This window comes from Streptomyces sp. NPDC052910, assembly GCF_055585605.1.
Map to the genome: position 1 here is coordinate 58682 of NZ_JBVJJR010000014.1, position 14342 is coordinate 73023.

The 14342-nt window shown below is 72.8% G+C and carries 13 protein-coding genes; 5 read left to right on the top strand and 8 right to left on the bottom strand.

The window, feature by feature from the left end:
* The first annotated feature begins 139 nt into the window (after positions 1-139).
* The 3 genes from ACZ6X9_RS31745 (at position 140) to ACZ6X9_RS31755 (ending at position 2132) form a co-directional block, all read left to right on the top strand.
* Entirely contained in the window at positions 140-553 is a 414-nt protein-coding gene (locus ACZ6X9_RS31745) for a hypothetical protein (RefSeq protein WP_469781485.1), read from the top strand.
* Positions 550-882: a winged helix-turn-helix domain-containing protein gene (locus ACZ6X9_RS31750; RefSeq protein ID WP_469781486.1), complete on the top strand. Its 333-nt coding sequence runs from the start codon at positions 550-552 to the stop codon at positions 880-882. Before ACZ6X9_RS31745 ends, ACZ6X9_RS31750 begins: the two co-directional genes overlap by 4 nt.
* A gap of 581 nt (positions 883-1463) precedes the next feature.
* A complete protein-coding gene (locus ACZ6X9_RS31755) occupies positions 1464-2132 on the top strand; it encodes a hypothetical protein (protein ID WP_469781487.1) in 669 nt (222 codons plus the stop codon).
* A 174-nt stretch (positions 2133-2306) separates the two neighbouring features.
* Here ACZ6X9_RS31755 and ACZ6X9_RS31760 read toward each other — a convergent pair whose 3' ends face one another.
* Both ACZ6X9_RS31760 and ACZ6X9_RS31765 read right to left on the bottom strand, forming a co-directional pair.
* Entirely contained in the window at positions 2307-2498 is a 192-nt protein-coding gene (locus tag ACZ6X9_RS31760; protein ID WP_469781488.1) for a hypothetical protein, read from the bottom strand.
* A 137-nt stretch (positions 2499-2635) separates the two neighbouring features.
* The gene (locus ACZ6X9_RS31765; RefSeq protein ID WP_469781489.1) at positions 2636-3169 is read right to left on the bottom strand and encodes a hypothetical protein; all 534 of its coding nucleotides are present in this window, start codon (positions 3167-3169) and stop codon (positions 2636-2638) included.
* A 504-nt stretch (positions 3170-3673) separates the two neighbouring features.
* On the opposite strand from ACZ6X9_RS31765, the gene ACZ6X9_RS31770 reads away from it, so the two are divergent.
* Positions 3674-4942, top strand: a complete 1269-nt coding sequence (locus ACZ6X9_RS31770) for a globin domain-containing protein (protein ID WP_469781490.1) — start codon at positions 3674-3676, stop codon at positions 4940-4942.
* A 57-nt stretch (positions 4943-4999) separates the two neighbouring features.
* On the opposite strand, the gene ACZ6X9_RS31775 is transcribed toward ACZ6X9_RS31770, so the two are convergent.
* Positions 5000-5260 (bottom strand): hypothetical protein, encoded by a 261-nt coding sequence (locus tag ACZ6X9_RS31775; RefSeq protein ID WP_469781491.1) that lies wholly within the window; start codon positions 5258-5260, stop codon positions 5000-5002.
* 443 nt (positions 5261-5703) lie between these two features.
* Here ACZ6X9_RS31775 and ACZ6X9_RS31780 point away from each other — a divergent pair, with 443 nt between their 5' ends.
* Positions 5704-6813, top strand: a complete 1110-nt coding sequence (locus tag ACZ6X9_RS31780) for a BTAD domain-containing putative transcriptional regulator (RefSeq protein WP_469781492.1) — start codon at positions 5704-5706, stop codon at positions 6811-6813.
* 242 nt (positions 6814-7055) lie between these two features.
* Here ACZ6X9_RS31780 and ACZ6X9_RS31785 read toward each other — a convergent pair whose 3' ends face one another.
* The 5 genes from ACZ6X9_RS31785 to ACZ6X9_RS31805 all read right to left on the bottom strand — a co-directional run bounded on the left by ACZ6X9_RS31785 (position 7056) and on the right by ACZ6X9_RS31805 (position 14314).
* Positions 7056-8141: an alpha/beta hydrolase gene (locus tag ACZ6X9_RS31785; protein ID WP_469781493.1), complete on the bottom strand. Its 1086-nt coding sequence runs from the start codon at positions 8139-8141 to the stop codon at positions 7056-7058.
* Between the two features lie 32 nt (positions 8142-8173).
* Complete coding sequence (locus tag ACZ6X9_RS31790; RefSeq protein ID WP_469781494.1) at positions 8174-10600, bottom strand: penicillin acylase family protein; 2427 nt, start codon at positions 10598-10600, stop codon at positions 8174-8176.
* A 224-nt stretch (positions 10601-10824) separates the two neighbouring features.
* Positions 10825-11637, bottom strand: coding sequence for a class I SAM-dependent methyltransferase (locus ACZ6X9_RS31795; RefSeq protein ID WP_469781495.1), 813 nt, complete (start codon positions 11635-11637; stop codon positions 10825-10827).
* Between the two features lie 159 nt (positions 11638-11796).
* Complete coding sequence (locus ACZ6X9_RS31800) at positions 11797-13212, bottom strand: glycoside hydrolase family 18 protein (protein WP_469781496.1); 1416 nt, start codon at positions 13210-13212, stop codon at positions 11797-11799.
* Positions 13213-13555: 343 nt separating this feature from the next.
* Complete coding sequence (locus tag ACZ6X9_RS31805) at positions 13556-14314, bottom strand: class I SAM-dependent methyltransferase (protein WP_469781497.1); 759 nt, start codon at positions 14312-14314, stop codon at positions 13556-13558.
* Positions 14315-14342 lie beyond the last annotated feature (28 nt).

The following is a 14342-nucleotide window of genomic DNA, read 5'->3' on the forward strand; positions in this document are numbered from 1 at the left end:
TCAACATCGTGTTAAGCGGCCATGACGCATTTCTCGCCCGATCCCGTTTATGACTTTCCACAGTGGAAAGTATCTGCCAGGATGGCAACGGACGGGCCGGTGCGATGGCCCGTCCGGCCGACCTGACACGGGGGGATCCATGTCCGAACACGCCCAAGCCGCCGCCCGATTGCTGGGCGTCCAGCGCTTCGAGACGGCCACACGGCGGCGCGGCGGATGGTACGCCGCCTACCTGTGGATCTTCGCGGGCTGGCAGCCGCTGCTCGTCCCGGCGGTCGTCCTCTGGCGCGGACCCGCCGCGGCGGCCGTGGTCGGTGCCCTCAACGCGGCACTCGTCGGCGGTCTTTCGTGGTACGCCGGGCGGCAGCCGGTCGTCCCGCGGCACTTCGCCCGCACCCATGTGACCGTCGTCGGCGTCTGGGCGGTCCTGTACATCGGCACGGTGGTGCTCAGCGTCACCGTCTTGAAGGGCAGCCTCCCGCTCGCCGCCCTGGCGGCCGTGGCCTGCGCCCTGCCACCGGCCGTCGGCGCCTTGCGAGGGATACGCCGGTGAGCCCCGAGAGCCCGGCCGTCCAGGGGCGGCATCCGCGGCACGGACTGGAGCCGCTGCTCTCCTCACCCGTGCGGCTGTCGATCGTGGCGGCGCTCGCCGCTGTCGACAAGGCCGAATTCGGGTACGTGCGCGATCTGGTGGAGATCAGCGACTCGGTGCTGTCGAAGCAGGCCGCGGCCTTGGAGGAGGCCGGCTGGGTCGCGGTGGCCAAGGGGCGGGTGGGCCGACGGGCCCGCACCTGGCTCTCCTTGACCGAGGAGGGGCGGTCCGGTTACCGGCGGCATCTCGCGGCCCTGCGGGCCGTCGCGGGTCTTTCGGGTCTCGACTGACAAAGCGGGCTTTTCGGGTCCCGACGGGTGAAGGAGTCGGCTCGACGGTCTGCCGGGCCGTGTGGCGGCGGGCTTTGGCGCGGCTGTCGCGGAACCGCGTCGAACACGAGCAGCGGCTGCGGATCCCAGATGTGTTCCGGAAGGTCAAGTGCAGTCGTGCTCCACGCGGTGCTTGAGGCGGAGTGCCTCGCCGGTGACGACCGGTTCGCTCCGGGCGAAGGCCAAGGCGCCCGGCGCGCGACGGGCCGGAGGCGCGTCGGGCCTGTGCTGCCGGGGCCGCGCCCGTGCCGCCGGGGCGGAGGGCCCGCGCCGTCGGGGCGGAGGGTGGCGCGCGGCGGCGGGGAGGCTCCGCCGTCCCCCGGGTGCCGGCCATCTCCGCCGCCCCCTCCGAAACACCCGCCCGGTCTTTCGTATCCGCCCCCACCCTCCCCGTCATCGTTTCCCGGCCAACTCGCACGTCTGTCCACGTGCGGCATTCGGCGCTGCACCAGCACCGGGAGTCACACAGGCCCGCCGGAGCGTGGCCGATCCCTTTCGGGCGGTGCAGTCACGGGAAACACGGCTGTCTACTCTCCTCCGCCATGCGCCCTACAACACGCAGACGCCTCGGTCTCTCCGGTCTCCTCGCCCTCGGCATCGGCCTGCCCGGTCTGGTCCAGCAGCCGGCCTCGGCCGCCGCCGCGCCGCCCATGACCATCAGCGTCGACAAGCCGTCGGCGACCCCGGGCTCCACGGTCACCATCACGATGACCTTCACCAACGACCAGAGCACGAACACCCAGTTCGTGTACCAGTCGATCCAGCCGACGTGGAACACCACGCAGGACCCCGGGCTGAAGTACACCTTCAAGTCCTGTACCGGTGAGGCCGTCCAGTGTGACGTCAAGGGTCAGACCGGGACGGTCCGTTACAACGTGCCCGTCGTCCCGGGCGCCACCCGGACCGTCAAGTTGACCTACGACATCGCCGCCGACTCGGCCTGTGGGCCCAGCAGGCGGATCGACTTCTACTCGTACGTCTACTACGAGTACCAGGGCGGACAGGCGAAGAAGGACGGCGTCTACACGACGGGAACCGACGTCGCCTGCGCCACGCCGCCGGCCCCCGAGGCCGGGCTGAAGGCGAAGAAGGCCGCCGTGAAAAAGGCGGTCGCGGAGAACGCCGTGAAGGACGCGGCCAAGGGCAAGGCCGCCAAGGCGGCGGACGCGGCCGCCACCCGGCAGCGGCCCATGGCGGCGACCCGTCACTGAGCCGCGTCGGACGGGCCCCGGCCCGCTCGCGTGGGAAGGTCCTGCCGGCACGTCCACCGGGCGGGGCGGGGCCTTCCGCGAGCGGGACGGCGTCCGCCGTCCCGCGCTGCCCCGGACCCGGCGGTTCGGACGCTTCGTCGGCGGCGCTCGGCACGCACGGACGGACGGACCCGCTCAGCTCTGGAAAACGGCGTGCACCCCGAGACAACGGTCCGCCTGGCACATCACGAGGACCCCCAAGGTGCCCTGATCGTGCACCGACACCTTGGAACTGTTGCAGGTGCGGCACCGCAGCAGCCCCTTCGACCCCAGATGGGCGCGGGCCCGGGCGTCGATGGTCTTGGAATTGCCGATGCGCGCTGCCATCTCGTCACCTCTCGGTCCGTGCCGGTGCCCGTGCTCGCCGGCGTCCGTGGTCTCCCGTGCGCCGGGGACCACAGCGCCCCCATGATCCCCTGCGGGCGGCCGCGTTGTCCGGAGAACGGAGAGGCTCCCGGCCGCCGTCAGCTCCGGCGCGCCACCGTGTGCGCCCGCACTCCGGCGAGGCCCAGGAAGACGAGGGTGACGGTCGCGCCGGCCGCCACCGCGCCCGCGAGCCGGGCGCCGCTCGCCGTTCCCCCGGCCAGCACCGCCGCGAAGACCACCGCGGCGGCCGTCAGTCCGGCCAGCAGACATCGGGTGAACGCCCGCCGGGTGCGGGCGGGTTCGCCGGGAACCGGGCCGCCGAGCACGGCCCAGTGCCGGTCGGTCTCCCGCCGTTCGCGGCCCTGCTCGACGAGGGCGCGCGAGCGCAGCGCCGCGCAGACGGCGCCGCCCGCCGCGGCGACACCGCCGATCGCCGGCCACGCCGCCCCGGCCAGCAGCAGCGGGGCAAGCAGCGCCGTCGTCCCCCAGCCCGTCAGGCAGGCGCCGGCCGCCAGCCGGCGCGACCGGGGCCGGTCACCCCCGGCCCGGACGTCCGTGACGGCCGGCAGGTACCAGACGCAGCCGGACGCGCACAGCACCACGACGCCGAGCGCCAGGACTGCGTGGGACATGACGTTCCTCCTCGGAGCGGAGCCTGGTCGGAGCACGGCCCCGACGACACGCGGAACCGGGAGGAGCCCGGGTGCCACGGGGTCGGCGGCTCCTCCCGGCCCGCGTCCAGGATCCGCGGCCCGGTGCCGCCCGGGCCCTGGGCCGAACGGACCCACCGGGGCCCAAGAGTCCCCTGACGGTGCGTCAAGCGGGCTGTTGGGCAACGGGGGAAGGGCCGAACGGCCCTGATGGCCGGGGCCCCTTGGGCACAGGTGGCGGGTGCCATACTGACGCGCGCCGCACACGCGACGGCCGGGACCACCGGCAGCGGGCAGCCGGCCCGTACCACCCCTCCGACAGGAGCCCCGCACCGTGTCACGCCACGACCCGAGCGCCCCCGCCACCCGCCCGCACCCGCGGGCCGCCGCACCCCGCCCGCCCCGGGAACCGGGACGACGCGCACGGGCCCACCCGCCGCACGGCGGCCCCGCGCGTCGCGGCGACGAACCGGCGGGGTGCTGACCATGGGCACCGTCGGCGACGAGTACCACGGCCTGCTGGCCCGCCACGACGCGATGCGGCTCCGCCGCTCGCTGTTCTCGCAGGGCGAGCGGCGGGCCCCCGCCGCGCCGCGCCGCACGGCGGCCCCCTATGACGGCGCGGCCGACCAGCGGGAGATCCTGCGCGGCCTCGATCTCGTGTCACCCTTCGACGAGCTGATAGCCGAGCTTTACGGCGAACTGTTCCAACGGTGGCCCTATCTGCGGTCGCTGTTCCCCGCATCCATGGAGTTCCAGCGCCGCCACCTCGCGCACATCTTCCGGTACCTCATCGAGCACCTGCACGACCCGGACGAGGTGACCGCCACCTTCACCCGCCTCGGCCGCGACCACCGCAAGCTGGGCGTCCGGCCCGCGCACTACGAGGCGTTCGAGGCGGCTCTGCGCGAGGCGCTGCGCCGCACCGCGGGCGCCCGCTGGACGGACGCCATGGAGACGGCGTGGCTGCGCATGCTGCGCTTCGCCGTGGCCGCGATGGTCGAGGGCGCCGAGGCCGCCATCGGTGAACCGCCCGCCTGGCAGGCCGAGGTGACCGGGCACGAGCGGCGCCGCCCGGACCTGGCGGTCGTCCGCGTCCGCACCGGCGAGCCGTACGCCTACCGCGCCGGCCAGTACGCGGCCGTACAGTCGCCGCGGCTCCCGCAGGCGTGGCGGTACTACTCCTTCGCCAACGCCCCGCGCCCGGACGGGGAGCTGGAGTTCCACGTCCGGGCGGTCGGCGGCGGGGGAGTGAGCGAGGCGCTCGTGGCACACACCCGCGTCGGTGACACGCTGCGGCTGGGCCCGGCGAGCGGCACGATGACGCTGGACGACGACCTCGCAGGCGACCTCCTGCTGGTGGCCGGGGACACCGGCTGGGCCCCGGCCAAGGCCCTGCTGGAGGAGCTCTCCTCGGTGCACGCGGGCCGGCACGGCGTGCACCTCTTCCTTGGCGCGCGGAGCTTCGCCGACCTGTACGACAGCGAGACGCCGGCCGACCTGGCCCGGCGTCGGCCGTGGCTGCGGGTCGTCCCGGTGATCGAGGACGAACCGGGCCCGGCCTGCTGGGAGTCGGTCGCCGGCGCGGTGCTGCGGCACGGTGACTGGTCGCGGCGCACGGCGTTCGTCGCCGGGCCGCCCGCCCTCGTCCGGGCGATGGCGGCGGGGCTCGCGGCGGCAGGCCTGCCCGCCGGGCGGGTGCGGCACGACCCGCTCCCGGCCGCGCGCGGCATGGCGGCGCTCACCGCCCGCTGACGGCCGGGGCGCGGCCGGGACTCCCCATCCGCCCCGGCCCCGCCTCAAGGCGTCGGATCAGAGGTTGTTCTCGGCGTCGATGCACCACTGCATGCGCCGCTGAAGGGAGTTGGCCTCGGACCGGGCGCGCTGGGCGGCGTCGTGGTAGCCGGAGTGGTCGTAGTCCGCGGCGCGGCTCTGCAGTCGCTTGATCTGCTGGGCCATCTCCGGCACGTTGCAGGTGACCTCGGACGCGGCGGCGGACTGCGCGGGCAGGGCCGTGAAGACGACGCCCGCGGCCATCGCGGCGGTCACGGCGAGGGTGGACATACGGCGCATTCTCAATCTCCTTGCTGCCCAGTGCGGATGCGGCGGACTCTCTGCCGGGCACCGGGGCGGTCACCCTACCCCAACAAGATCATCTTCTGGTGCGGGTACCCCGGGGGCCACTGCCGGTCGTTCTCACCGGCGGCGGCCCGCCGGCCAGGGAGTGAGGGGTACGTGCACATGCTCCTTGTATGTCACGTCCCCCGGCAGCGGGACGACGAGGACGGTGGCCGTGAAGAGCGGGGCGGAGATACGGCGGGACAGCGCCCGCGCCCCCGGCCCCGGCGGCACCCGGTACCACGCCGAAGCCGCGCACGGTGCCGTGAGCACCGGGCGAAACGGGCCGTGATCGCGTCTGTCACTCCGGATCGTTCCGGATGCCTCGCCCCGCGGTCGTCCTCCTACCTTGTCGACGCGCCGACCAGACCGACCAGTCCGGAGCCCGGGGAGCAGCGATGCCCACGACCGTCAGCACCGAACGCCCGACCGCCGTCGCTCTCGGCCGCCAGGAGCGCGACGTACTCGCCGCGGTCGGCTGCGGAATGCGGGACGACGAGATCGCCGCCGCTCTCGCCATCCCCGAGGACGCCGTGGCCGAACGCCTCGCGCGCATCCTGGTGCGGCTCGGTCTGCGCGACCGGGCGGCCGCCATCGTCCACGCCTTCGACTGCGGCCTGGTCGTTCCCGGCCGCGGCCCCCGTACCCGGCCGGTGAGACCACTGCCCTGGACCACCGGCGGCCCGGCGGCCGGACCGAAGGTGCGGATCTCCCTTCTCGGGCCGCCGCAGGCCTGGCAGGACGGGCGGCCCCTGGACCTGGGGCACCCCCGCCGGCAGGCCGTACTGGCCGTGCTGGCGCTGCGCACCGGGCGGACCCTCAGCCGGCAGGAACTGCTCGACGACGTATGGGGGATGGAATCGCCGGCCGCGAACGTGGTGCCGGTGTACATCTACCGGTTACGGAAGGCGCTCCGCGTCGGGGACAGTCCTGACTCGGTCATCGAGTCCGCACGGCGCGGTTACCGGCTGGTCTCCGGGACGGTCGACGTGGACGTGGCGCGGATGGAGAAGCTGGTCACCGGCATCAGGGCGGCCGATCGAGCCGATCAACCGGCCGAGTCGGTCCGCCTGTGTGCCCAGGCGCTGGAGCTGTTCCGCGGGGAGCCCCTGGCCGGCCTGCCCGGGCCGTGGGCCGAACTGGAGCGGCTGCGGCTCACCGAGCGCAGAATCACCATCCTGCGACGGAAGCTGGAGTGGCAACTGCGGCTGGGCCAGGACTCCGAGGCGATCGCCGAGTTGTTCGCCTTGTTCGCGGCGTACCCCTTGAACGAGCCGGTGGCCGCGATGCTGATGCGGGCGCTGTACCGGAACGACCGACAGGCCGACGCGCTGGCCGTGTTCGACCGCGCCTGCCGCCGTCTCGCAGACGACCTGGGGGTTCCCCCGAGTCGGATGCTGCGGCGGACGCACCGGATGATCCTGTCCCGCGACGAACTCGCGCTCGGCCCGGCCCCTTCGGCCGGGCGAACGCGGGCACCGCGTCATGGGACGGCGACACCGGGGTGACGTGCTCTCACCCGGTCACCGAACGGTACGGGCACCGAACGGTACGGGCACCGAACGGTACGGGCGCATAACGGCACGGGCGCATCGCCACCCGCCGGCGGCCGGTTCTTCCGGGCCGATGACGGATGGCGACGGTGGTGGCGACGCACCCGGCCGGCGCGTTCCCGTTCATCGCCGTGCCGGCACGGCCCGCCAGAGCGTCGGCGGCCCGTGCCGGCGGCTGCGGGCCGGGACCGGCCCGGTCACGAGGCGAAGGACGCCTCCAGCCTGGGAATCAGATCGCGGAGATCCTCTTCCCAGCAGCCGCTGTTGTGCTTGCCGTCGCACCGGGTGCCCCAGCCGGCACCGTCGCCGTAGTTGACGTAGTAATAGGGCATGCCCAGGGCGTCCATCCGCGCCTTGACGTTCTTCGCCGCACCCGAGACCCAGAACTCCAGGTCGAGGGGCGAGCCGCCGCCGTCGCCGACGTAGACGGAGACCCCGACTCCGGCCTTGGCGAGCGTGTCCATGTGCTGCGACGGATCGACCTCGTTCCACCGCCGGTCGGCGTTGAACACCGGGTAGGGCGAGCCGAACGCGGCGTCGCTGTCCACGGCGGGCTTGTACGGGGAGTCCTTGGGGTCACAGACCCCGGATGCCGAGGCGCAGAGCGCGCCTTGCGCGTCGATGAGGGTGGCGACGACGGCCAGGCGCAGGTCCATGGACCTGACCGACAGGTCGATGTCTCCCGAGAGGGACGCGGTCTGACTGAACAGGTCCGGGCGGGCCTGGGCGTAGTGGAAGGCTCCGAAGCCGCCCATGGAGACGCCGGCGACGGCCCGCCCCTTCTTGGTGGCGATCGTTCGCAGGTTGGCGTCGATGAACGGGATCACCTGCTTGAGGTGGAAGTTCTCCCAGTTCTGGGCACCGGCCGGAGTCCTCTGGTCGAGCCAGTTGGCATACCAGCCCCGAGGGCCGCCGTCCGGGATGACGGTGATCATCCGGTCCGACATGCTCAGCGCCGGGTACGTCTGCTGGACCGGGTCGTCGGGTGAACCGTGCAGGAAGTACAGCACCGGGTAGCGCCTGCCCGGATCGTCGTAATAACCGCGCGGCAGAATGATCTTGATGTGCTGCTCGCCCGCGACCTCGGGCGTTTTCACGGTGAGATGGAAGTCGGTGGCGTTTCCCTCCGGCGCGCCGACCTGGGTCAGGCCGAACCCGTTCGTCATCGGCGGCGGGGCGGTGCCGCCGCCGGCGGCCTGTGCCGCGCCCGCCGGCGCGACCACGGCCACGGCGGCGAACACCCACGCCACCGCCGTACGCCACCAGCTCGATCCGGTCGTCACAATGAGCCCCCTCGTGGGTCTTTCCGGCATTCTCAGTTCAGGACCTTGGTCCGCAGCCGCGGTGACGCCGCGATCTGTTCCTCGGTGAATCGCTCGGTCACCCACTGGCCGGCCGAGAAGAGCCTGGTCTGGTCGGCGTAGTGCGGTGACGTGGGGTCGGCCGACTGGGAGTAGGCCAGGACGGAGAGCGCCTGGGGCGGTCCGTCGGAGGTGAACCGCACCTGCTGGACGAAGCTGGACCCGTAGACGACGTCCGGCACCCCGCCGACCTGGCCGGGAGTGATCACGTTCAGTACGCCCAGTTCGGAGACCGTGCCGTGGATCGGGATCCGCTCGTCGCCACGGGTGACCTTCTGCACGTCCGACAGCGGCGCGTCCAGCGGGATGCCCGCCTTGCGCAGGGCGAGGACCGCCCGGGCCAGCGCGTCGCGGACCGCGGAGTTCCCGGAGTCGAGCGAGTTGGGCGTGTGCACCGGGTCCTTGGGGTCGAAAGCGACCCGCCACGGCAGTTTCTCGACCGGCTGTCCGCCGAGCAGGTAGACCCAGGAGTTCGCGAACAGCCAGGACCCCCGGCTGTCGGCCGTGTAAGCGTGGCTCTTCCAGGCGGCCAGGACCGAGCACGCCTCGCTGACGTTGACCAGGTTGCCGTCCACCAGGACGAGCCCGAAGGGAGCGCCCTGGCACGCCTTCACCGTGGCGTCGAGGCCCAGGTCGGCCGCCCTGCTGTGGTCGGCGAACAGCAACTTTCCCATGCTCTCCGGCGTGAAGCCCCTGCCCGGCAGGCCGTCGGTGCCGTTGATCCGGTTCTGCGCGGTCAGGATCAGCTCCTGCGTACGCAGCGAGCGGGGCGTCGCGGTGTCGCCCATCACCTTCGGAAAGGACAGCGGCTGCGCGGGGTTGGCCAGCCAGGCACTGTCGTTGCCGTTGGCCACGAAATCGGACCGGATCAGGCGTGGCTGCCGGTGCGGGTCCAGAAGTCCCGGCGCGGCCGCGTTCGGATCACTGGGCCAGTCGCAGGCGCCGCGCTTGCCGTCGAAGATGGAGACCGGCGGCACGTTCGACGGCCGCAGTCCCGGGTTGAACAGCAGCCGGCCGGTCATGGTGAGGCACGATTCCGCGTGCTCGTCCGTGATGTTCGGGGCGGCCTGGATGTCCGCGTACAGCGCGTCGCCCTTGCGGTCCGAGGCCACGGTGTTGAAGAAGGGAATGCCCTGCGTGGTCTCCAGGGTGTTCACCACGTCGTGGACGTCCTTGGCCTGATCGAGGCGGAACCACGTGTTCAGCGCCCGCAGGTTGTCCATGTTCGCATCGCGCACCGCGTGGGCGCTGACCACCCAGGGCAGCGGGACGCCCTGAAGCGACGTGGTGACCGGGCCGTACCGAGTGGACCACAACGTCCTGGTGACCCTGCCGACGGAACCGTCCGCCTTCCGGACGTCGACACCGACCTGCTGGGAGGTCATCTGCTCCCACTTGCCGTCGACCAGGTACGTGGTCGGCTTCAGCGGATCCACCTGCACGTCGAACAGCCCGAAGGGAGCCACCGTGGCGATCGTGTGGCTCCAGGCGACGTTCTCGTTGTGCCCGATGTTCACCGCGGGGAATCCGAGCAGGCTGGCCCCGGAGACGTTGAACTTCCCCGGGATCGTCAGGTGGCTCTGCCACATCCGGTTCTTGCCCTGCCACGGGAAGTGCGGGTTGGCCAGCAACATGCCGGTGCCGCCGGACACGCCCTGGGAACCGACCGCCAACGCGTTGCTGCCCATGCCCTGGCGGCGGCTCGCCGCCATCGCGTCACGGATCTTCTCCGCCGTCTTCGCGGGCGAGGAGGCCGGCGGCCCGGCGGCCGACGCCCCCGGGGGAGCGGCGTTCACCAGACCGTCCACCAGCGCGTCGGCGCTGCCCATGATGATCTCGGCATGCGCGTGCCGGTAGACGTCCAGATCCGTGATCGGCCGCACCCAGGCCGCGCCGCGGCAGGACGGATCGGAGATGCCGTTCACGCCCGTCTCGGCCAGGTAGCGGTTGTAGCCCTGGACGTAGCCGTGGATGGCCTCTCTGACCTCCGGTTCCGGCCCGTTGGGGGCCGGCTGGTCGAGCAGCCGCTCCACCACCCGGTTGTCCTTGATCCGCTGGAAGTACAGGTCGCTGTTGAGGTTGGTCGTGGTGTTCTGGTTCTGGCCGGGGCTCGCCCTGCCGTCGGGTCCCAGATACCGGGACCGCTGGGCGTTGACCATCAGATAGGTGTCGGCCAGGGTGCAGATGTTGTCCTTGGCCGCCGCGTATCCGTAGCCCGTTCCCAGGTCCTCCCAGTTCGAGGCGGTGATGTGCGGAATTCCGTACTCGGTGTACCGGATCGTCGGCTTGTCCGGCCCCGGCTCGGCGGCGGCCGTTCCCGTCGCGGCCGTCCCGGTGACCGCCAGCGCGCTCATCACCGCCATCACGACCGCGACCACCATCGGCGGCCTGGTTCTGTGTCTCCTCCGCGCCATCGAGCCGTCCCTCCCTGTCGACCGGTCTTCGCCCGGACGCGGCCACACCAAGGAGGCGCCCGGACGCGGCCACGCTAAGGAGGGTGCGATGAAATCCCGATGACGGCGCCGCACTCAGGGGAGGCCGGAGCCGACGGGTCCGCGGCGGCACGGCCGTCCGCCGGCGGGGAGGCGGCCGGCTCCGGTACGGCTCAGAAGCTGTGGGGCCGCTGGCCCTGCACCGAGTACATCAGACAGGAGGCGGCCAGGAAGTCCGGGTGGCCCATGGCCTCGCGGGCCGCCCGCAGCCCGTCGTCCGTCATGCCGACGGAGCGGAACCGGTCCCGTAGGTGGCGGGTGTTGTGGATCTGCAGGGCCGTGCCCGGGGAGTGGGCGCGCCACTGCTGGACGGCGGGTTCCGCGTCGATCCGGACGAGCCCGGCCCGGTGCATGGCGGTCGCCGCCCGGCGGCCCCACGCCAGGTCGACCCCGGCCGCCTCCAGCAGGCGCAGCTTGGCGTCGAGGTACGAGCGGTAGGCCGCCGCCGCGGCCTCGTCGCACCCGCCGACCGGAACCAGCGGGCCGTAGGTGGTCTCGTCGAACTCGTCGAGCTGGAGCCAGCCGCCGGGCCGGAGCGCGGCGACCAGCCGCCGCAGCACCGCCTCGCGCTCGGGCAGGTGCATCAGCACCAGCCGGGCGTGGACGATGTCGAACGCGCCCTCGGGCAGCGGGTCGGTCCGCGCGTCGTGGACGAGGACGCGCAGGCCGGGCGCGGCCGGGGCGTGCTGGGGCTTGACGTCCGTGGCCAGGACGGAACCGGTCGGCGCCACCCGGGCCGCCAGCCACCGCGCGACGCTGCCGCCGCCCGCGCCCACCTCCAGGCAGTGCGCCCCCGGGGCGACCGGGAGCCGGGCGAGCCGGTGGGTGCTGAAGCCGTCGTATGCCGCGGCGAGGCAACGGTGTTGCTCCGTGGCGTGTTCACTGTCGTTGTCGAACGCGTAACCGAGCGGGGGAGTCGTGGTCATACCGTCCTCGGAGTCGTCGCCATCCGGAGCCCCGGCGCTGCCGGAACCGACGGTACCGGTCCCGCTGCGCCCGTACGCCGAGGACGGCCGTCGACCACCCGGTACGGGGACGGCGGTCCCCGTACCGTCGCGCACGCGTGCGGCGGACCGGCGGGCGGGTCAGCCGGTGAACGTGCCGAGCACCTTGCTGTACTCGTACTCCTGCTGGCCGGGGATGCCGGAGCAGACGGGGCTGGCGGTCGGCTTGTCACACGGGTGGTCGCGGGTGGCCGACCACATGGACAGCCGGCCGATGTGCTTCTCCGCCGCCCACCGGGCGAGCCGGCGGGCGTCCTCCAGCCGGAAGGTCTCCCCGGGGCTGTCGTTGACGCCGATCATCGGGGTGATGCCGACCATCTTCCACACCGCCGCGTCCGGGGTCCCCGGGTAGACCGTGGCGAGCTGGTCGTGCAGGTTGGTGCCCGCGTCGACGGCCGCCTGGCCCATGTCCCGCACCGGGGGGCCGTAGTCCATCGCCATCACGTTCCACGTCTCGACGGCCAGTCCGTTGCGGACCGCGTCACGGACGACCTCCAGGCCGTCCGGGGTGAGCCCACCGGCCAGCACCGGCAGGGTGTAGGAGATGTGCAGCGGGGTGCCCTTGGCCGCGTACCGCTTCTGGAGCGCCGCGAGCGCCTTGGCCCGGCGGGTGTTGGCCGCCTTGTCGACCACGGCGGTTCCTTCGACGTCGAAGTCCAGCTTGTACGCCTTGAGCCGTTCGACGACGCCGCCGTACGCCTCGGTGAGGGCGCCGACGTCCGTGATGTCCTGGGCGAGCTCGTTGTTGTTGGCGCCGCCGAACGAGACGACCACGTCACCGCCCGCCCGCCGCAGCGCGTTGATCCGCGGGACCCCGTAGTTGCCGGAGACGGGGTGCGCGTGCTGGCCGCCCCATACCGGCGTCTTCCGGTCCTGGGCGTCCGAGACGACGAACGCCGTGGTGAACTGCCGCGCCCCGCTGACCTCCGCGATCTTCGGCAGGTCGGGTTCGGGGTAGAGACTGGTGTCCACGTAGGGGGCCCAGGTGGCGGGTGTGTCGGGTCTGCCGGGGACGGCCGCGATGGGGGAGGGGTCCTCCTTCCAGGCGATGATGATCTCCAGGCCGTTCTGCGGTACCTTCCTGCGCCAGTCCTGGGACGGCGCCACGGTCAGCGTCGAGCCGGCGACGGTGACCTGGTCCTGCTGGTACTCGCTGTCGAAGGCCTGCCCCTCGGGCAGGGTGAACCGCACCTTCCAGTCCACGTCGGGCGTGGCCTGCCCGCTGACGGGCCGTAAGACGTAGTGGTACGTGCCGCCGTTGCCCCAGTTCTGGTCCTTGCTGCCGGACTGGTCGCCCGTCCAGGACAGGCCGACCTTGTCGGCGGCGGACAGCAGTTCGGCCCCCAGGGGACCGACGGCGGCGGTGGGCGAGGCGGTGCCGGGGGACGGGGCGGGTGGTGCCGCGCCGGCCGGGAGGGCGGCGGCCGTCCCCGTCAGGAGACAGAGCGCGACTCCTGAGGCGACGACGGCACGGCGGACGGTGGGAGAGAGCGTCATGGTTCCTCCGCAGGCGTGGGGACTGCACCCCCCCTCGGCGGAACAGCGCGGACCTGTCGGACGTGGTCCCAACTCCCCATTGATTCCACGCCGATGGTCTGGACCGCAGTGTTCCCCGGGCAGCATAGGGGGGCCGACGCGCGAGGGGAAGGCGGGAGCCGTGACAAGCGCGGGGCGGAAGTGCGCTCGGCCGGGAGAGGCGAAGCGGCCTGGCTGCCAAGGGAGTTGTGGCCGACGAACGCTTACCTCCGGCGGGAGCCGCCGGACCGTCAGCCGTGTGTGCCGGACGCCGGGCCGGCCGCCGGGGAGGGAGCGTCCGCGCGGGCGGTCCCCGGCTCAGGGCTCAGGCGGGCTTGCGGGCCTCGAAAAGCACCCGGGAGGAGTGGGCGACGAACGCGCCCTCCGCCCGGATGAGCCCGTCCAGCTCGCGCAGTCGGTCCCGATGGCGGTCGACGGTGAAGCCGGGAACGGTCCAGACCACCTTCCGCAGGAAGTACACCACCGCGCCGACGTCGAAGAACTCCATCCGCAGCCGCTCCGAGCGGACGTCCACCACCTCAAGGCCCGCGGCCCGCGCCGCGGCGCTCTCGTCGTCCGGATGTCGCTTCCGGCGGGCCTCGGGCTGCGGACCGAGGAAGAACTCCACCAGCTCGAACACGCTGGCGGGCCCGACGTGCTGGGCGAAGTAGGTGCCACCGGGCCGGAGCACCCGGGCGAGCTCCGACCACCACACGGTGTTCGGGTGCCGGCTGGTCACCAGGTCGAACGCCGCGTCGGCGAAGGGCAGCGGCGGCTCGTCCTGCGCCGCCACCACCACGGCGCCGCGCGGGTGCAGCAGCGCGGTGGCCCTGGCGACGTTCGGCGGCCAGGATTCGGTGGCCACCATCGTCGGCGGCAGTACCGAGGCACCCGCCAGCACCTCACCGCCCCCGGTCTGGACGTCCAGCGCCGCGGACGCCCCGGCCAGCCGCCGCGCCATCCGCCGCTGGTAGCCCCACGACGGGCGCTCCTCGGTGGCCCGGCCGTCCAGCCAGGAGAAAACCCAGCCGTCCACCGAGACGGAGGCGGCCTCCGTCACCAGATCATCGAATCCACGGCTCATAACCCGAATCATCACCATAAATCGATGA

Coding starts and splice junctions, on each gene's coding strand:
- ACZ6X9_RS31745 (WP_469781485.1), top strand. CDS start 140: ATGTCCGAACACGCCCAAGCCGCCGCCCGATTGCTGGGCGTCCAGCGC.
- ACZ6X9_RS31755 (WP_469781487.1), top strand. CDS start 1,464: ATGCGCCCTACAACACGCAGACGCCTCGGTCTCTCCGGTCTCCTCGCC.
- ACZ6X9_RS31760 (WP_469781488.1), bottom strand. CDS start 2,498: ATGGCAGCGCGCATCGGCAATTCCAAGACCATCGACGCCCGGGCCCGC.
- ACZ6X9_RS31765 (WP_469781489.1), bottom strand. CDS start 3,169: ATGTCCCACGCAGTCCTGGCGCTCGGCGTCGTGGTGCTGTGCGCGTCC.
- ACZ6X9_RS31770 (WP_469781490.1), top strand. CDS start 3,674: ATGGGCACCGTCGGCGACGAGTACCACGGCCTGCTGGCCCGCCACGAC.
- ACZ6X9_RS31775 (WP_469781491.1), bottom strand. CDS start 5,260: ATGCGCCGTATGTCCACCCTCGCCGTGACCGCCGCGATGGCCGCGGGC.
- ACZ6X9_RS31780 (WP_469781492.1), top strand. CDS start 5,704: ATGCCCACGACCGTCAGCACCGAACGCCCGACCGCCGTCGCTCTCGGC.
- ACZ6X9_RS31790 (WP_469781494.1), bottom strand. CDS start 10,600: ATGGTGGTCGCGGTCGTGATGGCGGTGATGAGCGCGCTGGCGGTCACC.
- ACZ6X9_RS31795 (WP_469781495.1), bottom strand. CDS start 11,637: ATGACCACGACTCCCCCGCTCGGTTACGCGTTCGACAACGACAGTGAA.
- ACZ6X9_RS31800 (WP_469781496.1), bottom strand. CDS start 13,212: ATGACGCTCTCTCCCACCGTCCGCCGTGCCGTCGTCGCCTCAGGAGTC.
- ACZ6X9_RS31805 (WP_469781497.1), bottom strand. CDS start 14,314: ATGAGCCGTGGATTCGATGATCTGGTGACGGAGGCCGCCTCCGTCTCG.